The 20,473-nt window shown below is 53.5% G+C and carries 24 protein-coding genes and 1 pseudogene; 6 read left to right on the top strand and 19 right to left on the bottom strand.

Translation table 11 applies throughout. From position 1 onward, the window contains the following. Nucleotides 1–6: 6 nt before the first annotated feature. Entirely contained in the window at nt 7–873 is an 867-nt protein-coding gene (gene osmF / locus AC5JQH_RS16565; RefSeq protein WP_146083408.1) for a glycine betaine ABC transporter substrate-binding protein OsmF, read from the bottom strand. Nucleotides 874–1,104: 231 nt separating this feature from the next. Between osmF and AC5JQH_RS16560 the strand changes: the two genes are divergently transcribed. Next, complete coding sequence (locus tag AC5JQH_RS16560; protein WP_493805770.1) at nt 1,105–2,196, top strand: TauD/TfdA dioxygenase family protein; 1,092 nt, start codon at nt 1,105–1,107, stop codon at nt 2,194–2,196. 27 nt (nt 2,197–2,223) lie between these two features. On the opposite strand, the gene AC5JQH_RS16555 is transcribed toward AC5JQH_RS16560, so the two are convergent. Beyond that, nucleotides 2,224–2,532, bottom strand: coding sequence for a hypothetical protein (locus AC5JQH_RS16555; protein WP_008170638.1), 309 nt, complete (start codon nt 2,530–2,532; stop codon nt 2,224–2,226). Between the two features lie 167 nt (nt 2,533–2,699). Between AC5JQH_RS16555 and AC5JQH_RS16550 the strand changes: the two genes are divergently transcribed. After that, nucleotides 2,700–3,509 (top strand): substrate-binding periplasmic protein, encoded by an 810-nt coding sequence (locus tag AC5JQH_RS16550; protein WP_008170640.1) that lies wholly within the window; start codon nt 2,700–2,702, stop codon nt 3,507–3,509. Between the two features lie 22 nt (nt 3,510–3,531). Here AC5JQH_RS16550 and AC5JQH_RS16545 read toward each other — a convergent pair whose 3' ends face one another. The 4 genes from AC5JQH_RS16545 to AC5JQH_RS16530 are packed head-to-tail and all read right to left on the bottom strand — an operon-like array spanning nt 3,532 to nt 6,377. Next, complete coding sequence (locus AC5JQH_RS16545) at nt 3,532–4,458, bottom strand: M14 family metallopeptidase (protein WP_008170642.1); 927 nt, start codon at nt 4,456–4,458, stop codon at nt 3,532–3,534. Further along, nucleotides 4,455–5,669 (bottom strand): serine hydrolase domain-containing protein, encoded by a 1,215-nt coding sequence (locus AC5JQH_RS16540; RefSeq protein ID WP_405418930.1) that lies wholly within the window; start codon nt 5,667–5,669, stop codon nt 4,455–4,457. Before AC5JQH_RS16540 ends, AC5JQH_RS16545 begins: the two co-directional genes overlap by 4 nt. Continuing rightward, nucleotides 5,666–6,052 (bottom strand): GFA family protein, encoded by a 387-nt coding sequence (locus AC5JQH_RS16535; RefSeq protein WP_288367309.1) that lies wholly within the window; start codon nt 6,050–6,052, stop codon nt 5,666–5,668. Before AC5JQH_RS16535 ends, AC5JQH_RS16540 begins: the two co-directional genes overlap by 4 nt. Nucleotides 6,053–6,071: 19 nt before the next feature. Next, complete coding sequence (locus AC5JQH_RS16530; protein WP_288367310.1) at nt 6,072–6,377, bottom strand: hypothetical protein; 306 nt, start codon at nt 6,375–6,377, stop codon at nt 6,072–6,074. 97 nt (nt 6,378–6,474) lie between these two features. Between AC5JQH_RS16530 and AC5JQH_RS16525 the strand changes: the two genes are divergently transcribed. Together AC5JQH_RS16525 and AC5JQH_RS16520 are read left to right on the top strand one after the other, a co-directional pair. Then, a protein-coding gene (locus AC5JQH_RS16525; RefSeq protein ID WP_371915663.1) for an IS3 family transposase occupies nt 6,475–7,625 on the top strand; the annotation gives its coding sequence in 2 pieces (ribosomal slippage) (nt 6,475–6,712 and nt 6,712–7,625; 1,152 coding nt in all). A 263-nt stretch (nt 7,626–7,888) separates the two neighbouring features. After that, nucleotides 7,889–9,085, top strand: a complete 1,197-nt coding sequence (locus tag AC5JQH_RS16520; protein WP_493805769.1) for an MFS transporter — start codon at nt 7,889–7,891, stop codon at nt 9,083–9,085. Between the two features lie 36 nt (nt 9,086–9,121). Here AC5JQH_RS16520 and AC5JQH_RS16515 read toward each other — a convergent pair whose 3' ends face one another. From AC5JQH_RS16515 to AC5JQH_RS16465, 11 genes are all read right to left on the bottom strand, one after another. Next, a complete protein-coding gene (locus AC5JQH_RS16515; RefSeq protein ID WP_288944860.1) occupies nt 9,122–9,370 on the bottom strand; it encodes a DUF1272 domain-containing protein in 249 nt (82 codons plus the stop codon). Between the two features lie 41 nt (nt 9,371–9,411). Continuing rightward, nucleotides 9,412–9,783: a hypothetical protein gene (locus AC5JQH_RS16510; RefSeq protein WP_288944861.1), complete on the bottom strand. Its 372-nt coding sequence runs from the start codon at nt 9,781–9,783 to the stop codon at nt 9,412–9,414. 244 nt (nt 9,784–10,027) lie between these two features. Beyond that, nucleotides 10,028–10,438, bottom strand: a complete 411-nt coding sequence (locus tag AC5JQH_RS16505) for a GFA family protein (RefSeq protein ID WP_456264933.1) — start codon at nt 10,436–10,438, stop codon at nt 10,028–10,030. A gap of 324 nt (nt 10,439–10,762) precedes the next feature. Beyond that, complete coding sequence (ltrA, locus tag AC5JQH_RS16500) at nt 10,763–12,103, bottom strand: group II intron reverse transcriptase/maturase (protein WP_493805768.1); 1,341 nt, start codon at nt 12,101–12,103, stop codon at nt 10,763–10,765. A gap of 514 nt (nt 12,104–12,617) precedes the next feature. Further along, nucleotides 12,618–13,016, bottom strand: a complete 399-nt coding sequence (locus AC5JQH_RS16495; RefSeq protein WP_008170669.1) for a DUF6930 domain-containing protein — start codon at nt 13,014–13,016, stop codon at nt 12,618–12,620. A 106-nt stretch (nt 13,017–13,122) separates the two neighbouring features. Further along, on the bottom strand, nt 13,123–13,725 hold the full coding sequence (locus tag AC5JQH_RS16490; protein ID WP_232903312.1) for a hypothetical protein: 603 nt from the start codon (nt 13,723–13,725) through the stop codon (nt 13,123–13,125). A gap of 95 nt (nt 13,726–13,820) precedes the next feature. Continuing rightward, nucleotides 13,821–14,123, bottom strand: a complete 303-nt coding sequence (locus AC5JQH_RS16485; protein WP_288944582.1) for a type II toxin-antitoxin system RelE/ParE family toxin — start codon at nt 14,121–14,123, stop codon at nt 13,821–13,823. Next, a complete protein-coding gene (locus AC5JQH_RS16480) occupies nt 14,111–14,368 on the bottom strand; it encodes a type II toxin-antitoxin system Phd/YefM family antitoxin (RefSeq protein WP_493805767.1) in 258 nt (85 codons plus the stop codon). The genes AC5JQH_RS16485 and AC5JQH_RS16480 overlap by 13 nt, the downstream gene beginning before the upstream one ends. A 197-nt stretch (nt 14,369–14,565) precedes the next feature. Then, the gene (locus tag AC5JQH_RS16475; protein WP_493805766.1) at nt 14,566–15,108 is read right to left on the bottom strand and encodes a hypothetical protein; all 543 of its coding nucleotides are present in this window, start codon (nt 15,106–15,108) and stop codon (nt 14,566–14,568) included. Between the two features lie 10 nt (nt 15,109–15,118). After that, nucleotides 15,119–15,580, bottom strand: a complete 462-nt coding sequence (locus AC5JQH_RS16470; protein ID WP_493805765.1) for a hypothetical protein — start codon at nt 15,578–15,580, stop codon at nt 15,119–15,121. Between the two features lie 179 nt (nt 15,581–15,759). Continuing rightward, entirely contained in the window at nt 15,760–16,086 is a 327-nt protein-coding gene (locus AC5JQH_RS16465) for an Imm8 family immunity protein (protein WP_353885793.1), read from the bottom strand. A 550-nt stretch (nt 16,087–16,636) separates the two neighbouring features. Here AC5JQH_RS16465 and AC5JQH_RS16460 point away from each other — a divergent pair. Further along, entirely contained in the window at nt 16,637–17,719 is a 1,083-nt protein-coding gene (locus AC5JQH_RS16460; protein WP_493805711.1) for an IS630 family transposase, read from the top strand. Between the two features lie 26 nt (nt 17,720–17,745). Here the strand turns inward: AC5JQH_RS16460 and AC5JQH_RS16455 are convergent, their stop codons facing one another. Both AC5JQH_RS16455 and AC5JQH_RS16450 read right to left on the bottom strand, forming a co-directional pair. After that, entirely contained in the window at nt 17,746–18,207 is a 462-nt protein-coding gene (locus AC5JQH_RS16455) for a hypothetical protein (RefSeq protein WP_092030685.1), read from the bottom strand. Nucleotides 18,208–18,316: 109 nt separating this feature from the next. Further along, a pseudogene (locus AC5JQH_RS16450) lies at nt 18,317–18,799 on the bottom strand (TIR domain-containing protein); the annotation flags it as partial. 126 nt (nt 18,800–18,925) lie between these two features. Between AC5JQH_RS16450 and AC5JQH_RS16445 the strand changes: the two are divergent. Further along, nucleotides 18,926–20,227 carry an IS1380 family transposase gene (locus AC5JQH_RS16445; RefSeq protein ID WP_493805489.1) on the top strand — a complete coding sequence of 434 codons (1,302 nt, stop codon included), beginning with the start codon at nt 18,926–18,928 and terminating at the stop codon, nt 20,225–20,227. The last annotated feature ends 246 nt before the right edge of the window (nt 20,228–20,473 follow it).

Below are 20,473 nucleotides of genomic sequence, written 5' to 3'. Positions count from 1 at the left end.
CAAACCTCAGTCCTGGGCCAGGGAATCCAGGTAATCCCGGGCGACGGTATCCGCCGGTACCCCGTTCACGGCCACCTGGCCATTCAGGCGCTGCAGCGTTTCGAGATCCAGCGATTCGAAGATCGGCGTCAGCACTTCCCGGATCTGCGGATAGGCTTCCAGCACCTCGCCACGCACGATCGGCGCTGGCTGATACACCGGCTGAACGCCTGCGGTATCTTCCATTACCTTCAGATCCAGCGCATCCAGCCCGCCATCGGTGCCGTAGGTCATCGCACCGTTTACGTCGTTGTTATTCAGGGCCGCCGCGCGCAATGTCGCCGCCGTGTTGCCACCGGAAAGAATCAACAGCTGGTCGGATTCCAGCTTGAAGCCATAGGCCTCCTGGAACGCCGGCAAGGCACTGGCGGATTCCACAAACTCGGCGCTGGCCGCAAACTTGAAGGCACCGCCCTCATTGATGTAATTCGCATGATCTTCGAGTGTGGCCAGGTTATTTTCCCGCGCCAAATCGCCCCGCACGCTCATAGCCCAGGTGTTGTTTGCTTCGGCGGGTTCCAGCCAGACAATGTTATGTGCCTCTTTATCCAGGCGAGCAGCCTCCTGGTAGGCCTTATCCGCATCTTTCCAGATATCCCGATCCGCCTGATCGTGAAAGAACGCAGCATTGCCGGTGTACTCGGGGTAGATATCGATTTCGCCGGCCTTGATCGCATTGCGGACGATGCTGGTGCCACCCAACTGCAGTCTGTTTTCAACCGGAATACCCGCCCCCTCCAGGGACTGCAACACCATCTGCCCCAGTACCGAGCCCTCGGTGTCGATCTTGGAGGACACCACCACGGGATCAGCAGCCATTACCGATCCGGACATCACGAACGCTATCAATGCCGCTGTGCGGCGCAAAAGGGATTTGGGAGTCACGGCCATTCCTCTCGGTTTTTGGTTACCACTATCAGTCTAGAGGCCGCATCTACGAAGGCAAACGGGATTTGGTCTTGCCGGCACCGGCCCGCAGGAGGCCAGTTCCAAAATCGGGCGGAACGGACATCGTATTTGAAATCCGGAAACCCAACGGGTTAGGCTGTCTAAATAGCGAGCAGCATGGTAGTGAAGGTTATGGCACAGACCCTGGAAAAGACCCTCGAACCCACCTCCACCGTAGCGCCCCTGAACCCTGATAACGTGGCACTGCTCGAACAGGAAGGTTTAACCCTCAAGCCACTGGACCCTATCGGCGTTGAGATCTACGGATCCGACGTGCGCAACCAGCTGCCAGAGCCGGCTATCAAGGCCCTGGAAGAGGAAATGGCAAATCGCGGGTTCATCGTATTCAAGCACCAAGCCGGCCTTTCCCCCGATGAACTGATTGAAGCCTGCAAATGGTGGGGCGGGCGCGAGATCCATTCCACCCACGGCGTGCATCCCGCAACACCCGGCCGTAACCGGCACATTTTCCGCTGCTCTAACGATGGCCGCCAGGGCATTCTTGGCGTTGGCCCGCAATGGCACAACGATGGCAGTTTCGAAGCCGCCACCTTCTCCCACAGCGCCTACTACATGGCCCGTGCGCCCGAGAATGGCGGCGGCACCCACTTCGCGCACCAGGGTGCGGCCTTTGACGCACTCCCTCCGGAGAAACAGGATTTCTGGGAACGACTGGTGTCGGTAAACTCCGCATCCAGTGTGACCCACCCCGTGGTTCACACCCACCCGATTTCCGGTCGCAAGAGTGTCTGGCTGCATCTGGGCATGACCGGCGCCGTGCTGGAGCGCCTGCCGGAAGAAGGTCTGACGCTCGACCAGTTAAAGACTCTGCCTGCACCCGCGGACAGCTTCCACCTGCTGGACGACGCCGCCATGAAGGAACTGTTCAACGATTACAATGATCTGCTGAACGATTCCTTCGAGGGTGGCTACGGAATTCGCTACGAATACGAAACCGGCGATCTGTTATTTATCGATAACTGGGCCGTCGCCCACCGCGCCGCGCCAGAAGCGCATCTGCCGGCAGAGCAACAGGGACTGCGCATCATGGACCGGGTCACCATCAAGGCACCGAGAAACCTGTCGCCCCATTTCGGGCTGCCCCAATACATCAACATGGCCGGCCCCCACCCGTTCAACAAAGACGGCGTATGGCAGGCCGGTGGCGTGGGCTTCCGGTGGAAAGACGATATCCGCATGCAGAACTGATTCACCCGTTTTGCATGCGGCCGTGCGTCACTGCACCGGCTGACAACCGCGCACAGCGAGAGAGATATTCGTTGCCGCCTTTATCTGATCGTAGTATTTCGCGGCGGTTTTCACGCCCATATCCGCGTAGTTCCCGGCACTGGGGCTGATCAAGGTGCCCAGCTGGGCCCAAGCCGCCGCGGATTGCCGGTCACTCTCATAGGCTGAAAATGCCTGGTAGATTTCATTACAGGTAATGCCGTCTCCATCCATAGCTGCGGAAGAAACATGAGAGGACGTCTGACAGCCCGTCAAAGCGCCAACCGCCAACAAAAACCCAAGACTCTTGTACTTCATTGATCAGGTCTCCCAGGCCGTAATGGCCTCTTTTCGAAAGTATGGATAGCATGGTCTTATACATTCCAGCCCGATGCCAGACCTGCTGGTCTCAATGGAAAGATGCATTGAAAATTCCTCGCCACAAACTAAGCTATTCCTGTCTCTTCACTCTTTTGAGCATGCCCATGAAAGCGTGTCTTCATGCAGGTCTCACTCTCGCGCTATCCATTCTGCTTCTCTGGAGCCCAGCCCGAATTGGCCATGCGGAAACCGTCCTGCACGTTGCCTACGAAGATAAAACGCAATTCCCCTACTACATGGGCGACACCCAGGAGGTTCTGGAGAGACCCGGCGCAGCGGTGGAGCTGGTCAAATTGCTGGAAGAGCGGGTACCGGGGTTGCGGATCAAGTTCAGCCGATACCCCTGGAAACGATGCCTGGCCATGCTCGAAACCGGCCAGGTAGATGGTATTTTCAATGCTTCTTACAATGCTGCCCGCACCCGAATTGGCGAATACCCCTGGCGGGACGGTCAGGTTGACCCTACCCGCCGACTAACCACCATCAGCTACAATCTCTATGTCCTGCCAGATACAGAGCTGGGCTGGAGCGGCAAGGCTTTCGAAGACACGGACCTGTCAGTTGGCGCCCCATTGGGCTACTCAATCGTGAACGATCTGGAGAACCTGGGCGTTTCCGTAATCAAGGTTCGGAGTTCCAGGCAGAGCCTGCAGTTACTGACTGCCAGACGCGTTCATGCCGTTGCGCTCCAATCGGTCACCGCCGATTTTCTGTTACGCCAGAACGCCAGGCAGCTCCCGGGCATTGTCCGGATTGATCCCCCTCTCAAAACCAAGCCCTACTACCTGATGCTCTCACGGGAATTCAAAGCGGCAAACCCGGAGCTTGCAGAGCACATATGGAATGCCATCGGCGAACTCAGAGAAGAAAAGCTTGAGGCCCTGGCGCAGCCCTATCTATCCGAGTCCGGCTAGTCAGCTTTCCCACTTATTTGGCCTATTGAGAGTGAGTAAGCCCATAGTCGATGGCAGCACACACCGCCGCGGCCTGCGCGGCATTGCATTGCTCGGGGGTTACGCGGGGGCTGTCGGGGTAAACCTCGGTGGTGGTCCGGTAGGGCGCACTCGTAATACCGGCGCACAGGCCCCACTGCGTGAGCGGATACGCGATCACGCCCCGGGCGACCACCGGGGAGCCGAAGATCTCGCCGCTGTCATCGGCCGGCGCAATATGCGTCACCTGCTCCACCGCTCTGATCAATGCCTGCTGGAATTCAGGCTGTGGGTTCTCGCTGTCGTCGACCACGTAAAAGCCATCGGGAATCCCCGCCGGTTCGAACGGCTTGCCGTCGCGGGCAGCCAGCGCCGGGCGAAACTCCGATTCGTCGGTATCGGCAGTCTCGTGCAGGTCGATATGAATCAAGGCACTGTCACGAACAGGCGCTACCAATCGCATAAGGGCGGCTGACTCCTCCGCCCGACTGCCCTCGTGGAATGAACGGTTGGGATCAATCGCATTATAGTTCCAGCGATGAATGCGCTCATACGCCCAGGGACTGACACAGGGCGCAACCAGCAAGTTCACGCGGCCGGCATAATCCTCCGCGTGCTTATCCAGGAACTGCAGCGCGCCATGCACACCACTGGTTTCATACCCGTGAACGCCGCCGGTTATCAGCACCACCGGCAGATCGTTATTCCAGTCGCGGCTGCGAATCGCCATCAGCGGATAGTAATCCGGGCCGTAATCCAGAGCGCCGTACTCTTCCACATCAAAGCGCGAGCGCAGGCCCTCGATCACACTCAACACCTCCGCCTCGTAACTGCGCTGGCGGGTCTGCCGTGACAACCACTCGGCGCGTTCCGCATCGCCCCAGGGAGTGCCGGGAGTGCCAATTGGATAGGGTGTTGAAACTGTGTTCATAGCAGCGCTCCGTTAACGATTGCCCGTAACTCCTGACGGATGGGGTATGTTGATGAGGGAATCAGTTGCGTCATGAAGATCATCACCAGCTCCTCCACGGGATCGACGAAAAAGTTGGTGCTCGCAAGGCCACCCCAACCGTACTCACCGACCGATCCGTTGGTCTGGGATTTGGCGACGTCGGTTTTTACCGAAAAGCCCAGACCAAAGCCAGTGCCGGCATAAGGTGTCTCGCTGAAAGCACCGACAGACAGGCCCGGTAGGTCCTGATTGTAAGGCAGGTGGTTACGACACATGAATTCCAGAGTTTTTCGACCAATAATCCGCCGCCCGCGGAACTCGCCACCCTGGCACAGTGCCTGGGCGAAGTGGAAATAATCGTCGATGGTGGAAACCAGCCCGCCGCCGCCGGACACGAACTGAGGCTTGCGCCGGAAGGGAGACGTCTCGGGGTCATCCTGCAGCGTGAACTGATCACCGGCCTGGTACTGATAACAGGCAGCGAAGCGGTCAAGCTGATCATCCCGAACGTGGAAGCCGGTGTCACACATGTCCAGAGGCTCAAAGATATGCTCCCGCAGATACTCATCAAACGGCTTACCAGACAGCAACTGCACCAGATACCCAAGCACATCCGTGCTGACCGAATAGTTCCAGGCTGTGCCCGGGGAAAACTCCAGAGGCAGCTCTGCGAGGTGATCGACCAGGGCTTCCAGCGTCATACTCCGGCTGCCATCCAGCTTAAGCTCGCGATAGGCAGCATCAACGTTGGTGCGCTGCATAAATCCGTAAGTCAGGCCTGACATATGCGTGAACAGGTCGCGAATTGTCATGGTGCTGGATGCAGGCGTGGTCAGGAAGTTGGGGTAAACCCCGCTTTTATAAATCCGCCGGGTTCTCCAGGCAGGAATATACTTGTGTACGGGATCATCCAGTAAAAACCGCCCCTGCTCATAAAGCTGCATCATGGCGATAGATGTGATCGGCTTGGTCATGGAATAGATGCGGAACACCGTATCCCGGCGGACCGGCTTGTTGCGTTCCACGTCCATCAGTCCCTGGGCTTTCACATAGGCAATTTCCCCTTGCCGGGCGACCAGTGTCAGCGCGCCGGGTAACTTCCCGGGCTGGATGTAGCAACGGTCAAGGTGGCTTTCAATGTTTGAAAGATGATCCGTAGACAGGCCAGCAACCTGTGTGTGTTCCGTCATTGCACGGGTACCTCTTCAAGCGCCTCATCCCAGGCTGCCCTGCTCACCGTGAAAATATGCGCCGTTGGCTTTATGGAGACTTCGGTGTCCAGACACCCTGCTGGAACCACAAGCAAACCTTGAACCTGAGTGCCTGGCAGTGCGGAACCACACAGCTTACAAAAACTCTTGCTATGGCGAGTACCCGGAAGCGTGTAGGACGTCACAGCATCCTCACCGGCCAGCCACGTCAATTTGGCGGATTGCGAAAACAGATTGGCTGCATGGGCAGAACCCGTATCCTTTTGGCAGTGCTGGCAATGGCACAGGTAAAAGTTCTCGAAATCGCCTTCAATCTCGAATGTCACGGTGCCGCAAAGGCAGGAACCAGAATGAACAGTCATCGGTGTTTCTCTATCGCTGTTACCGAATAGCCAGGACATCCTCGATATCAACCGGCCTTGAGAGTAGGGATTTATACCAGATAAGATCCTCCTTCAGCATCAAGGGAAGCTCAAGGCCAAGTAAGTGCACGGTCTCGTATCGAGAAAAATCGATGTTTAGCGCAACCCAGGTTCTATTTTGCGCATCGAAGATTTGTGCACGGTCGGCGTTACCCACCTCCACTTTGACACCTTCATACTTGAACTGGACGTAGGTCAGATCCCAGCCTTCCTCCCGGCGGTGAGCGGCAGCTTTGGATATGAACTGATGTCCTGCCTGGACCACAGACGAAAAGTGCTCCCCAGGGACAAAGAGTGGCAAGCCCCCGATACAGTAGACGCCTGATAGCGTTACACTAAACGCAAATCTACAGGTGTTGGTAATGAGCGGAAAGCGATACTCCGAAGAATTCAAAATCGAGGCGGTCAAGCAAGTCACGGAGCGTGGCTACAAAGTGACTGATGTGTGCCGGAGACTGGGGATTACCTCGGCCAGCCTGCACAAATGGATCAAGCTATACGGCGATGCTGGAAGCCAACACCAACAAATCAGCGAGCAGCAGGAAGAGCTGCGCAAGCTCAGAGCGGAATTGCGCCGGGTCAGCGAGGAGCGCGACATACTAAAAAAGGCCGCAGCGTTCTTTGCCAAGGAGTCCAAGTAAAGTATCGCTTCATCAGGGCTCACCAGAGTGAATTTCGAGTCCGTGTCATGTGCCGAGTTCTAGGCGTTCACTTCAGTGGCTTCTATGCCTGGCTAAATGCACCAGAAAGCCCTCGCACCAAGGCCAACCGCCGCTTGGTGGGACTGATCAAACAAGCCTGGCTCGAAAGTGGTGGCGTGTATGGCTATCGGAACATCACCCTGGATCTCAAGGACCTCGGCGAGAGGTGCAGTAAAAATCGGGTATATCGATTGATGAAGGCCGAAGGTATCCGCGCTCAGCGCGGCTATAAACGCCACAAAGGCTACTACGGCGGGGAACCTGCTCACGTCGCGCCCAATCACCTGGATCGTGATTTTGAGGCTCAGAAGCCGAACGAACGTTGGGTGACTGACATCACCTACATTCGGACCCATGAGGGCTTTTTGTACCTTGCCACCGTTCTGGACCTGTTCTCCCGGCAAATTGTGGGCTGGTCCATGAAGCCACGGATGTCGACAGACCTCGTTATGGACGCCTTACTAATGGCTTCCTGGCGGCGAAGGCCGAAGCAGGAGGTTCTGATTCATTCAGATCAAGGCTCTCAATACACTAGCCGTGAATGGAGAGATTTCCTGAAGGACCACCGTTTGAAGCCCAGTATGAGCCGTCGCGGAAACTGTCACGACAATGCGGTTGCGGAAAGCTTCTTCTCATTACTCAAAAGTGAGCGAGTGAAGCGGAAAATCTACAAGGATCGGGAAACAGCCCGGCAGGATATCTTCGATTACATCGAGATGTTTTATAACCCTGTTCGCCGTCACGGCAACAACGGTGGCTTGTCGCCGGTGGACTTCGAAAAGCAGTACTTCACAAAGCTGTCAGGTGTCTAAGATATCGGGGGCTTGCCAGAGATCAATGTCATGCAGATCGCGTTGAGAGCCATATCCCCTTGCGGCGAGCCCGCCACAAATCAGGAAGGGAATGTTCCTTTCCCTCAGTTGCGACACAATCCACTTGGCGGCTGATTGATGCACGCTCTCTCCTTTCGTGATTAAAGCTGGACGATTGCCCTGGTGGGTAGGATGCTTCGATTCCGCCCAACGCATCTGATAGTGTAATCGACCTTTCAGTAACCGTTCATTGGAACTCTGGCATGGCCCCCTCCAAGCAGCACCCATGGCTTCCGCTACTCATATTCCTGGGCGCGACCTTTACCTTCAGCGTGACCATGATCGGCACCACCATGCCGACACCGCTCTACCCCATCTACCAGGACAGGTTCGGCTTTTCGGATCTGATGATCACCATCATCTTTGCCGCCTATGCCTTTGGTGTGATCGCCGCGCTGGTAATGACGGGGCGCTGGTCCGATCAGATAGGCCGCCGGCCAATGCTGTTCGCGGGCCTTGCTTGTTCCATCATCAGCGACCTGGTGTTCTGGCAGGCCAATGGGCTGGGAATGATACTCACCGGCCGGGTGCTGTCCGGATTGTCTGCGGGGATCTTTACCGGCACCGCCACGGTGGCCGTGCTTGAATTGGCTCCGCCTCACTGGCGGGACAAGGCAACCTTCTTTGCCACGGCGGCGAACATGGGCGGGCTTGGCCTCGGCCCAATGCTTGCCGGCGCCCTTTCCGAGTATCTGCCCTGGCCACTGCACCTGACCTTTCTGGTGCACTCCGCCATGGCCCTGCTGGCCGTGTGCTGCATCTGGGCAGCCCCGGAGACCGTCTCAAAACCCGCTCGCCCAAAACTCACCATCCAGCGCCTGAGCGTGCCACCGGAAGTTCGCGGCGTATTCATTCCCGCCGCCATTGCCGGTTTCGCCGGCTTCGCCATGTGCGGCTTCTTCACATCCATCGCTCCGGCGATGATGGGCAAGGTCCTGGGCTATGACAACCGGTTGCTGATCGGTGTTGTTGCCGGAAGCATCTTCATCGCCTCAACCCTGGGCCAGTTCCTGCAAGGCGCCCTGCCGCTGCGGCTGCGCCTTCCCCTGGGCTGCGTGTCTCTGATGCTCGGGGTAATTCCGATAGCACTGGGCATCTATACCCAATCCCTCTCACTATTCATAACCGGGGCCGTGATTGCCGGCATGGGCCAGGGTATTTCGTTCCGGGCCGGCATGGGCGCCATTGCCTCAGCCAGCCCGACGACGGAGAAGGCCGCCGTAACGTCCGCCTTCTTTGTTGTGGCCTATATCGCGATCTCGGTGCCGGTGATCGGCCTGGGCGTGATGGCAACCGTGACCAGCCTGACGACAACCGGGATCAGTTTCGCCGCTGTTATGGGGTCACTGGCGGCGCTGGCATTGGTACTGCTGATTCGACGGGAACGGGCAGAGGCGTGATAAGGCCAGAGAAAAGGCGCGTAATACTGCGACTGGTTATGAGTTGGCTCTGCAACCACCCACCTTCAAGACCCGCTTGGTTGACGCCGGATATTTACCAAGCAGTGACGCAGGGCGAATCGGACGGGGTGAGAAATTACCACCACAGTTGGGGCATTGGTTACCCAAAACACCCGAGGCGCACGATTGGCAGAACGTGCATTCGAATGTGCAGATGACTGCCTCACTGGAGTCCGGTGGCAAATCCTTGTCGCAGCACTCGCAATTGGGTCTTAATTCGAGCATAGAATTCTCCGTACTTCTTCATTTGTACTATTTCTAGACGCTCACATTTCTCGCCCTGTGGTGCAGAACACGCTGGCCTCGGTCACGACAAGCTGGGCCAAAATAAGCCGTTTGTCTGACTTATCCAAAGGCACCCAATTTTCCTCTGGTAGCGACAGCGATTCAGGATCAAGGGTTTCCGGATCACCAGCGATCTGGGCGCGACGATCAGCCTGTGTCTTGATGCAGTTGTACACCTTTTCACTGATGTTCGTCGCTTCTTTCATTCCCACCAAAAAATGGTTCAGCTCGGCGCTGGTAAGCTTGCCGTCTGCATCAAAAGGTGGGTCAGTGAACAGTTGATCACATGCACTGGTGAATAGTGCGATAGACGTTAACAAGAAAGCACGCCCAAATCTCAGACCTTTTTCCATGCATCTAGGTCCCATGCAATGGTGTTGAAACCATAAATTGGCTGCTAATCCAGTCTACTGCTCTATCGCCAAGTAAGCCTTCCTTAGCAAACGTTTTCCAGGCAGATTCCATGCTGCCAATAATGACTAAATCTGCAGCTAAGAAGATTAGCGCTTTTGTTTAGCTGCGGCCATGTAGCGCAGCTAAATGGGTGTCCGGTGGAGGGTAGAAGGCCCGAAACAAACTACTATCACTTGTTACGCGTTACTCCTCGTCGCCCGACGGAAACCGCTCATAAGCCTTTAACGTGCCGAGGTGGGGCACCCAGGTTTGGCGCTCGGCCGTTTGGACCTGGACCCCGGGTGGTAGCGAGTTCGGGTTATCGAGAGTGGCGGTCTGCACGTCAATAAGACCTGGCAGAACATCGGCATTTCGGTAGAACAGCCCTGTGCCACACTCTGGACAGAACGAACGCATAGCAGCGCCGGATGAATTGATTGTCTTCGGCACACCCGCGATGACCTTGACCGATGATTCAGGAAACATAGCCCATGCAACGAGTGGTGCCCCAGCACTGCGTTGACAATCCCTGCAATGACAAACAGCCACTAAATTTGGACTGCCTGTAATGTCGTATTTAATCGATCCACACAAGCATTGACCAGTTTGTTTCATTGTCATTTCCTCGCGAGATGAACAGTGATGTTCTTCTTGTGCAGTGACGCATAACGCCAGCAATAAACGGCGCCCTGACAAGGCCGTAACGAATTTAATTGCCTTGTTATGAGTGCAGCCAACGTTGCACCCTCACTTTATCCTGACCAACGACCCGCTCGATTAATTCCGCCAAAAAATCCATGTTCTCGTAATGCTCGAGCCTTGTGCCCTGAAGCTCCGAACCTTTCAAGATAATGGAGTCGACTCGGGACCGCCTCTTGTTCAGCACGAGCTTATCAACTTTGCGGAGGTCGATCTCCGTCTTGTAAGCACTGCCTCGGCTTACGAGATTTTCGCCAATGATCTCCAGATGGTGATCTTTCCATAGCTCCGGAACAACCGGGCCGGTAAGGCTTCCCGCAGGGCCGGCGAATGACTCAGCCGCCACGGGCCGTGGGCTGATTTCGCGGTGTTCCAGGCCAATCTGACCGGGACACCCCGCTTTCTCAGCTCACGATACCCCCTTCGGCCCCATTGCTTCCACACGTAACTTCTCATTCTCCGCCGTATCCACTTGTCCAGGTCCCGCAGCGGGCTCAGTACTTCGGCTGCGTCGAAGTACGCTTTCCAACCAAGCAGGGTCTCTTTCAGATCTGCGATCACCCGGGCCAGTGAGTGGCCCCGTGTTCGGCGGCTCAGTATCCGGATCTGGGTTTTCAGCTTGGTGATGGCTTTGTCAGCCACTTTCAATCGCTGCCCTTTCCGGCTGAGGGTGAAGCCCAGGAAGCTGCGCTTCCAGGGCCGGTCTACCGCGCTCTTTCGTGTATTCACTGTGAGCCTCAGTGAGTCCTCGATAAGGCGCGTCAGACTCACCATCACCCGCTCGCCTGCGCGGTGACTGCCCACGTAGATCTGGCAGTCATCCGCGTAGCGAGCGAAGCGCAGGTTGCGCCGGTCCAGCTCCCAATCCAGTTCGTCCAGCACCACATTCGCCAACACCGGGGACAGTGGCCCGCCTTGCGGCACGCCCTCGGGGGTCGGAGCTTTGCGGTTGTCGATCTGAACGCCTGCCTTCAGGTACCGGTTGACCAGCCTGAGCATCGGCCTGTCCGGCGTATGCCGTTTCAGCCGTGCCATCAGCCGATCATGATTTACCCGATCGAAGAAGGCTTCCAGGTCCAGATCCACTATCCAGTTACGGCCTTCCCGAGCGCAATGCTGTCCGTATCGGACCGCATGATGCGCAGAGCGTCCCGGACGGAAGCCATAGCTGTGTGGATGGAAGCGGGGTTCCCAGTCCTGCTGGATAACCTGAGCGATTGCTTGCTGGATAAAGCGATCCAGCACCGTTGGAATACCCAGAGGGCGGGAACCGCCGTTGGCTTTGGGGATGGTGACCCGCCGGACCGGTTTTGGTCGGTAGGTCTGCTGGAGCAACTGCTGCCGAATCTCCGGCCAGTGTTGGCGCAGATAATCTGGCAGCTCATCCACGGTCATGCCGTCGATGCCCGGCGCTCCCTTGTTACGTCGAACCTGTTTCAGGGCGCGATTGAGGTTGTCCCTGCTCAATACACGCGCCATCCACGGTGAAGGTTGAACGGAGTGCGAGCCTTCCCGGTTTCCGGCAACGGGTTCATCCCCTGGTTGCTCCAGGGGCAGCGCAAGCTGCTTTGCGGATGCCATCCCGTTTCCCTGCACGGACTCTCGACTCCTGTCTCTGTTCGGGCCTTCAGTTCACGGGCGAACCTACTATGCCCTCGGCTGATTTCTGCCACGCGATCAGAAGCGATCGCTCGTCTCTCAGTGGGTCCGTCCACACGTGGCAGACCTCCCGGGGTAAGGCACAGAGCTTTCACGGCGTGAACGCCCGATTTATAAAGTACACCCCAATCGCAGAAGGAGGGCTTCGCGGTCACGTGCCCACTCGCCCCGGGTGTACCACACCTCGTATCGGGTTCCTGTTCGTCGCCCCGCCGCTTTGGATTGAGCTTCCTCCAGACCCCACCTCACGATGACGCCCTTGCCCTTCTCCTAGCCTTCGGCTCTGCGAACACCTGGCAGGAGGACTTTCACCTCCCTAGTTCTGTGCCATGCCCGGCACACACGCCGTTGTTCAGCGGTGCCCTTGTAGCGCAGCGAAAAGGGCATCCGGTGGAGGGCCGTCAGGCCCGGAACGAACTGGAACACTTGGTTAGATTTATTGGATCCTACCGCCTGAAACATGGGCCGCGAAACCTTCCCTCGCTTCCTGTGTTATGCCGGATAGATCTTTGGCCGGGACTCGCTCAACTTCAATCCCCATGGCCTCAGCGACTTTGACCAGATCATCCGCGTGGTACTCAGTCGCTATGAACAATTTTTGGGGTCTTGAGCCAGATTGGCCTTCAGCGTCGGCCAACAATTTCCGTGACAGGAATTCCGGCAAACCAGACATGCTTACCTGAACAAGCTCCATGCCAAAGATCATCCCCGTTGCCACCTCCATGATGGCCATAGCGTTGAAATCTCCATCGGCCTCCGTCATCACCGGTGCTTCGTTCAATTGGAAAAGCAGCCAGGCTTCATTGTGGGCATAATCAGACGGCTCAATTGGCAACGTACTCTCCTGATTCTTTTAAATCTAACGCGAAGCTTAGCGGCGCCCTTGTAATGGAGGCGAAGCCGCAATGGAAAAGACGTCGCCGTGCCTGCGATTGTTAGGCTTAGATGCCACAGTTAGCCAGTGCCTGTTTGATATCTTCGCCTAATGCATATTCTCCAGTAGTTGTTGCGACTGAATTCACTCCAAATCCGATAATACGCATTTTGAGCACTTTGCCTACTTGAAGTTGGTCGACAATCTTCTCCGCTTTTTCACCCGCTGTGGCCGTGTACGGGCTTGACATTTTTTGGACATTTTCCATAGTCGCAGCCATAGATTTCTCCATCGCCTCAGCGTCAACACCTTCAATGCCTTTCATGTAAGACATATCTATCTCGTGGGAGCTTGAGGAAAAGCGCAAAGGGGTTTCAGATTGCGATATCGAGATAAAGTTATTCCCATCAATCCGTATCTGAACATCGCCAACAGGTACTTCGTAATCGTTGTGCACCCCAAAAACAACACCATCAGGACCATTCTCAATGAAGGGATAATAATGTATACCGCCTAACCCCTTGACCATTCCCTTACCAAAATCAGTTCCGTAAACTACTCTGCACGTTTTTTGATCGGTAAATTCATCTTGATAGTTTCTTGCCGACCAGTTCGTCGATGCACAAGCACTTAAAAGGACAATGAAGAGTGATAGCACCACCTGTTTCATTACGAACTCCATTTTTCTATAAGCCTAACGCTGAAGCGCACCGGTGACTTTGAAGTAGCGAAGCGGAGACAAAGGCATCCGAGTGACGCGCCTGGCTAGCTGCTCTCGAGCATGTACGCACGGAGTTGCCTTTCCTCCCGCATTACATAAAGGACAAAAACCCGCTTATCATTCTCACGATAAAAAATGCGACACGGTGGAACAACTACTTCCCTGTATACCGAATTAGGAAGCTCTGGAGGAGTCCGCCCGGATTGCGGAAAATCTTCCAAGCGATCGGTTTTATCAAAAACCTCTTCTACCAGACGGCTTGCAGCGGCAGGATTATCCAGAGCAATGTACTCTGCGATTGCGCTTAATTCTTGAAGGGCCGGCTCAGTCCAGATTACTTCAGCCATTTACTCATTTTCTCTCTGGCCTCACTTTGGCTGTACGCTCTTCCCTCAAGTACAGCACGCTCCCCCCGTGACAGCCCCTCAAGCAGCTCAAGTCGGCGCTGCATGAACTCGTAATCCTGCACATCAACAAGGTATGCAGATGGCTGACCATGCTCCGTGATCAGTATCGGCTCTTTAGACACGTGCAAATCTGCCAGAATCTTTGTCGCTTGGCGCTTGAGATTCGTAACCAGCTCAACTTTCATGGGCTCACCCTGAATCAGACTAATAGTGACACTATAGTATCACTATTCAGATGGGGCAATCCCAGCTAACGCCCGCAGCATGCGCGGCTTTGGAATGGAGGCAAAGCCGCAATGGAAAAGACGTCGCCGTGCCTGCGTTTGTTAATTCTTTAAAATGGGGAGCTAAATATAAAAAAAGCGCCCCGAGGCGCTTTAATTTAGGCAGCTGCTTCTGTGAAACTACCTTTGAAATCAGCTTTATAACGATTAACTTTTTCTACAGCTTTTTTATGGTTAACAATAATGCTGAAATTTTTAACATTCTTTCTTCGGCGCATCTTCGACAGATGCCTTAGAAGCCTAATCTGCATTTTGCTATTTCGTTCCAAAAGGCTGGAAGTTATGGACATAAACTCAGCCATAATTTTCCTAACTTCTTCATTTTCAATCTTCTTCTTTATAACTCTAACGCGTCGCTCTTCCTCGGAAGAATTATGATACTCAATCAAAACGTTTATTATTTTATTTATGGAAACCGACTCTATAGTTTTAATATGAAAGTTTATTGAATCAACAATCTGCCGATACTCCCAAGAGTCTTCCTCAATCTCGCCCTTGACGACGAGCATCGCGAGTTGATCTCTAATCGCAAAATAACGAAATCTATACTTATCGAAAATAATTTGGTTGTAACGACTCACCTGTAAAGCAAGCATATAAACAACAAATGTCAACAAAATTAAATTGAAAGTGGTAGCCATAAAGCTCACCTTATTTTCCTGATTTTTCTTCCCTATCTGGAATCAAATATGATTCCTTGCAATCACCGTTCGTTGATCTGTGCTCTTTGATTAATGGACTTTCAGAACCATGATGGAGCAGTTCTTTTCGTACGTTTGCGAGTCTATCGATCTCATTTTGATAAACCCCTCTTATTCGTTTCAGCATGTAGGCCCACCCTACGTTTGTTACTACGATAATAACTATGAGCGAGCCTTTACCTACCAACACTTCATTAATCAAAATTTTCAAAATTTCAGCTAGCTCTGACCCCGGAAGCCTCCAGACGATCAGCGAAAAAATTCCTAGCAAAAACAGCCCGAAAGCTGGATAAATTTTATTATTATTTATTAAATTAAATAGGCCTTCTATAAAAATCGCGAGAACTCGCCAGCCGTTGTACTCGGGCGAAGGCTTGGCTTTCCGCGTCGACTTCCCTTTCTGTTTCGCCATAAAAATCCCAAATTACCTAAGCCTACTGAATGCTTGGACAAATTTCAACCAAAACAGACTCGCACGCTGGAAACGCGATCGATCCCCAGTTGCCAAAGAATTAACGCCGGCCATAAGCGGCGCCCTGACAAGGGCGTCCGGTGGAGGGCCATCGGCCCGGAACAGACTTAATGGCATTGTTAACTGGCATGAGGCACGTAACCCTCGAACTCCCATCCAAGGGTTCGGGATAATTTATTGGAAACCTCGCCCCAGTCCGAACCCGTACATTGGGTAACCAGCTTATTAACAGCTTCCTCTATACCTGCCCAAGAAAACTCTGGAAGAAGTAAGTAGCCTCTCAACCACGACGGAGCGGGCAAAGATTTGACGGCAGCTGGCGTAACCACCTCGAAAGAGAAAACCTCAGCCCCTTCACTTTCAGAAGGTCCGATTTCCACCTCTATCAAGACACAACAATTTTCGGGATCGTCCGGAAGTGAACCGTAGTCCAAATCCGGGCTCATGATACTCTTGACCCGAGCGTACATTGCTGATCCTTTGCTAGTTAACGCCGCGCACAACGGCGCCCTGACAAGGGCGTCCGGCGGCCGCAGGCCGCGTATTGATGCGCCTGGTTAAGGGCCGTTCACCCGATTACTTATTTTGGCACCCAATGCTGAATGCCCACTCCCGATACCTTGCACCAGGCTGACCCATGGCGCCAGGAACCAGAACACCGAATGCACGGAAACTACCCGATGAATACGCCGGATTGCCCCGCGACCTGAACACCGAAAGAGCGGGTAAAACCGCTGCCAGACCGCCGGCTGTGTTCTGCCCGAAAACTGCTGCCAAACCGCGCCCAAACACCGCGCCCAAGAACACTGGAGCCAGGCATTTAACGCCTTACTAAAAGGCGGAAAATGTTTGGCTATACTTTGCGACGAAGGAGCACAAGCCAAGCGTTTTGCGTCCTTTTGAGTAAATTGTTAGGGCTAGTGTTCCGTCTGTTTAATTCGCTGATCAATATTTGTTATAATAGGAACCGTCGATCAGCAATAAAAGGTTCCCATTGTGCCCAAACCCGCAGCGCCGTTTAATTTGACTGTAAACGACCAGTTGGAACTCGAAAGTTGGTGCCGAGCTAATACCCTGAGTCAGCACCTGGCGCAACGCGCCAAGATACTTTTGTTACTGAACGAAGGCGAGACACCAAAAGGGATCTCGGAGTCTCTTCAGGTTAGCACTCAAACGGTCTTCAAGTGGCGCAAACGCTACAGTGAGAGCGGTCTTGAGGGGCTTCATGATGCACCGCGACCTGGCCAGCCTCGAAAACTGGATGGTAAAACCGTCAAGAAAATTTTAGACGACACGGTTCATAAAGTTCCGAAAGAGGCCACACACTGGAGCATCAGTCTCATGGCAGAGCATGCCGGGGTAACGCGCTGGCAAGTACATCAGATCTGGAAAGCAGCCGATTTGAAGCCGCACCGGCTCAGAACGTTCAAGATCAGCAACGATCCCCACTTCGCTGAAAAAGTGTGCGATGTTGTCGGGCTCTATATGAATCCTCCGGACAATGCACTGGTTCTGTCTGTTGACGAAAAGACCCAGATTCAGGCTCTTGATCGGACCCAGCCGAAATTGCAGCTTCGCCCGGGACAAGTTGAGCGACAGACACATGATTACAAGCGTCATGGCACAACCAGCCTGTACGCTGCATTCAATACGCTGACGGGTCAAGTGATCGGACGAATCACTCAGCGCCACCGGGCCAAGGAGTTTTTAGACTTCTTGCGACAGATCGACCGGGAAACGCCGAAGGATCTGGATCTGCATTTGATCCTGGATAACAGCTCGACTCACAAGACGCTGGAAGTCAAAGCCTGGCTGGCCGAGCACCCTCGGTTCAAGCTGCACTTCACGCCCACGAGTGCGTCGTGGCTGAACGCGGTTGAGGGTTGGTTTGGCCAACTGGAGCGACGAGCCCTTTACCGAGGTATTTTCACCAGCGTCGGCGAATTAAAGTCTGCGATTAAAAAGTTCATCAAGGTTCACAACGAAAAACTGGCAAAGCCGTTCCGTTGGCATAAAAGCGCAGAATCTATTATGACGTCAGTGGCTCGGGCGAAGCTGAGTTTGATTGACAATAAATGAGCGAATTAACCGAACGGCACACTAGTCTATGAATTGTTATTGAGCTTCTTTTGTCTTTTAATATAGCTATACAAAAAAACAAACCAAATAAGACTAAAGAATGTAGGTGTTAATGCTTCAAAATATGAACCTAAACTAAGGTAGTACTTCCCATTTTTAGATAAATATACAATAGCAAAATCACCTGGTTGATAGAGGTTGGCATATTTCTTTTTTGAAATACATGTTGAAATATCACCTGGCTTAACATCCCCAATAATAATATTCTCATTGCTTGATAATATTTTTAATTCTACCTCAATGATGCAGGAGTTTCTAAAACCCACATCGGAATACCTATCGAATTCAGAATCAATTATTTCAGCTTCTAGAACTTCAGAGTCTAAGGCACTAAAAACTTCATAAACCTGAAAAGGCATAAAAAATACTGTAAGTCCAAAACTAAAAAAGGTGAGAACTAAAATACAAATACCTTTAAGCTTGTCCATTGGTCAAATCGATCCTTGATAGCCCTAACGCCCGCATTTGCGGCTGGTTTGGAGCGCAGCGGAAAACCAGTCCGACAACATGCGCTTGTTATATGCTTTATAGCGTAATTTATTTGGAGTTCATTCTTTCTTGTGCTTCTTTTTTATAAGTTACTAATGAACCACCTGGAGAATCATTATTTACTGAGAATTGATTGATTGCTGTTAAGAGTATTTCTTTCTTAAATGCCACGTGGATGGCATCTGCCGTTCCGTTGTTAATTCTGGCTGTCAAGGAATTGGGCCATCTGTTAGAAAGCTCTTTCGGTGCATTGATTGTGTTATATCCAACATACACGCAAATCAATGGTATCTTGTAAAAATCAACAGCCTTTTCGATTTCGTATGACAACATGCTTCCCGTTTTTCTGGTGTCATCACTTAATATTACAATACAGTTTTTTGATGCAGCCAACCTTTCTCTGATTCTTGATTCTAATGTACTCCGAAGACTTGTATCTCTTACGGCTGCAGTTTTGTCATGGCTATTTACAAACTTGAAATCAATGTTTTTTCCTGCGCTCCATGCTTGCATTGTTGCGTAATACTTAAAATCAGACTCCGTAGGGTTTGTTTTTCCTAGCCCGGATTTCTCATGAAGGGATAAAAAGAAGCGGCTAAAAGTGCTATAGTTTCAAGAACCTAACCAATCCACCAAGCACCAGTAGCCGCATCCAAAATGGTACCTCAAAAACTGACCTTCTCGCCACTCTCCCGCCGCCAGATTGAAGCCGATTTCTCCGGAGGCCATATCACCTCGGATGCCGGTGTGTTGTTACTGCGCGAAGTCGACAAACAACACCGGTTAACCCAACGGCTGGCCGAGACTCTGACCGACCAGCGGGATCCCCGGATGATTCGTCATGGGCTCAACACCATGATCCGGCAGCGCGTCTACGGCGTGGCCAGCGGCTACGAAGATCTGAATGATCATGAAGCGCTTCGCTTTGATCAGGCACTACAAACCGCCACGGGTAACGCCTCCGCTCTGGCTGGCAAATCCACGCTGTGCCGAATGGAACAGGCAATGGACCGGCAAACCATTGTGAAGGCCCATGAGCTGCTCTGGCACCACTTTATTGAACAACACGAAGAGCCGCCGAAGGAAATCGTGCTGGATTTTGACGGCACCGATATCCCGGTGCATGGGGATCAGCCGGGTAAATTCTTTAACCGGTATTACGACCATCACTGCTACTTCCCGCTTTACGTCTTCTGCGGCCGGCACTTGCTGGTGAGCTATCTGCGCACCAGCAACCGGGGTGATGCCCGGCACAGTTGGGCCATTCTGGCGCTGCTGGTGCGATTTATTCGCCAGTATTGGCCACAGACCCGGATCGTATTCCGGGGCGACTCCCACTTCAGCAAGCCCCGACTGCTGGCCTGGTGCGATCGCAACCAGGTGGATTACATCGTAGGCATGGCCCGCAACCAGCGGCTGGAGGCGCTTGCCGCCCCAGCCATGGACAAAGTCCGGACCTACTACGAGGCTCATGGCCATAAGCTCGCCAGCACCTTCCGCTTCCGCTACAAAGCCCGAAGCTGGCATAAGCCACGCTGGGTGGTTGCGCGCCTGGAATATGGCCCTCAAGGCCCGAACCCCCGGTTCGTTATCAGCTCCCGCTACGATGACGGATTCAAGCTCTACTACGAACAGTATTGCGCACGGGGTGATATGGAGAACCGGATCAAGGATCAACAACTGGATCTGTTTGCCGGTCGCACCTCCAGCACACACTGGTGGACCAACCAGTGGCGGCTGATCTTATCCGGCTTCGCCTACACCCTGTTCGAGCGTTTGCGGGTGCATCTGAAAAACACGCCCTTCGAACGTATGAGTGCCGGCACCTTGCGCTTGAAGCTGATCAAGGTTGGCGCAGTCATCATCCGCAACACCCGCCGAATACGGGTGTTGATGAGTGATAGCTATCCACACAAGAACGATCTCTCAGCACTGGTTCAGCGCTTGGTGCCCCAGTAGATAATCGGGCTCCCCCGGCCCGATACCAATGGGGGAAAGGGGGAGTTGTGCCTGAATGCCGGAAACTGGCTAAATAATCGCCAACTTCGACCATGACCACTCGGATCTGGCACTACCAGGCTTGGTCTGCGAAGGTTGTTGGAGCACTATGAGAAATCCGGGCTAGTCCGTCAAAAGCGATATAGGTTCCGGTTCTGTTTGCCATGCTATTCCCCAAGCAATATTAATTTAAACATTAGTTGTGAC

The sequence above is a fragment of the Marinobacter sp. H13 genome, assembly GCF_059072335.1.
The sequence above is the reverse complement of the archived record's forward strand: the minus strand, read 5'-3'. Positions and strand labels throughout refer to the sequence as shown.

Coding starts and splice junctions, on each gene's coding strand:
- AC5JQH_RS16470 (WP_493805765.1), bottom strand. CDS start 15,580: ATGGCGAAACAGAAAGGGAAGTCGACGCGGAAAGCCAAGCCTTCGCCC.
- AC5JQH_RS16475 (WP_493805766.1), bottom strand. CDS start 15,108: ATGGCTACCACTTTCAATTTAATTTTGTTGACATTTGTTGTTTATATG.
- AC5JQH_RS16490 (WP_232903312.1), bottom strand. CDS start 13,725: ATGAAACAGGTGGTGCTATCACTCTTCATTGTCCTTTTAAGTGCTTGT.
- AC5JQH_RS16550 (WP_008170640.1), top strand. CDS start 2,700: ATGAAAGCGTGTCTTCATGCAGGTCTCACTCTCGCGCTATCCATTCTG.
- AC5JQH_RS16455 (WP_092030685.1), bottom strand. CDS start 18,207: ATGGACAAGCTTAAAGGTATTTGTATTTTAGTTCTCACCTTTTTTAGT.
- AC5JQH_RS16545 (WP_008170642.1), bottom strand. CDS start 4,458: ATGAACACAGTTTCAACACCCTATCCAATTGGCACTCCCGGCACTCCC.
- AC5JQH_RS16520 (WP_493805769.1), top strand. CDS start 7,889: ATGGCCCCCTCCAAGCAGCACCCATGGCTTCCGCTACTCATATTCCTG.
- AC5JQH_RS16515 (WP_288944860.1), bottom strand. CDS start 9,370: ATGCTCGAATTAAGACCCAATTGCGAGTGCTGCGACAAGGATTTGCCA.
- AC5JQH_RS16480 (WP_493805767.1), bottom strand. CDS start 14,368: ATGAAAGTTGAGCTGGTTACGAATCTCAAGCGCCAAGCGACAAAGATT.
- ltrA (WP_493805768.1), bottom strand. CDS start 12,103: ATGGCATCCGCAAAGCAGCTTGCGCTGCCCCTGGAGCAACCAGGGGAT.
- AC5JQH_RS16485 (WP_288944582.1), bottom strand. CDS start 14,123: ATGGCTGAAGTAATCTGGACTGAGCCGGCCCTTCAAGAATTAAGCGCA.
- AC5JQH_RS16560 (WP_493805770.1), top strand. CDS start 1,105: ATGGTAGTGAAGGTTATGGCACAGACCCTGGAAAAGACCCTCGAACCC.
- AC5JQH_RS16555 (WP_008170638.1), bottom strand. CDS start 2,532: ATGAAGTACAAGAGTCTTGGGTTTTTGTTGGCGGTTGGCGCTTTGACG.
- AC5JQH_RS16510 (WP_288944861.1), bottom strand. CDS start 9,783: ATGGAAAAAGGTCTGAGATTTGGGCGTGCTTTCTTGTTAACGTCTATC.
- AC5JQH_RS16540 (WP_405418930.1), bottom strand. CDS start 5,669: ATGACGGAACACACACAGGTTGCTGGCCTGTCTACGGATCATCTTTCA.
- osmF (WP_146083408.1), bottom strand. CDS start 873: ATGTCCGGATCGGTAATGGCTGCTGATCCCGTGGTGGTGTCCTCCAAG.
- AC5JQH_RS16465 (WP_353885793.1), bottom strand. CDS start 16,086: ATGAGCCCGGATTTGGACTACGGTTCACTTCCGGACGATCCCGAAAAT.
- AC5JQH_RS16535 (WP_288367309.1), bottom strand. CDS start 6,052: ATGACTGTTCATTCTGGTTCCTGCCTTTGCGGCACCGTGACATTCGAG.
- AC5JQH_RS16445 (WP_493805489.1), top strand. CDS start 18,926: ATGGTACCTCAAAAACTGACCTTCTCGCCACTCTCCCGCCGCCAGATT.
- AC5JQH_RS16505 (WP_456264933.1), bottom strand. CDS start 10,438: ATGAAACAAACTGGTCAATGCTTGTGTGGATCGATTAAATACGACATT.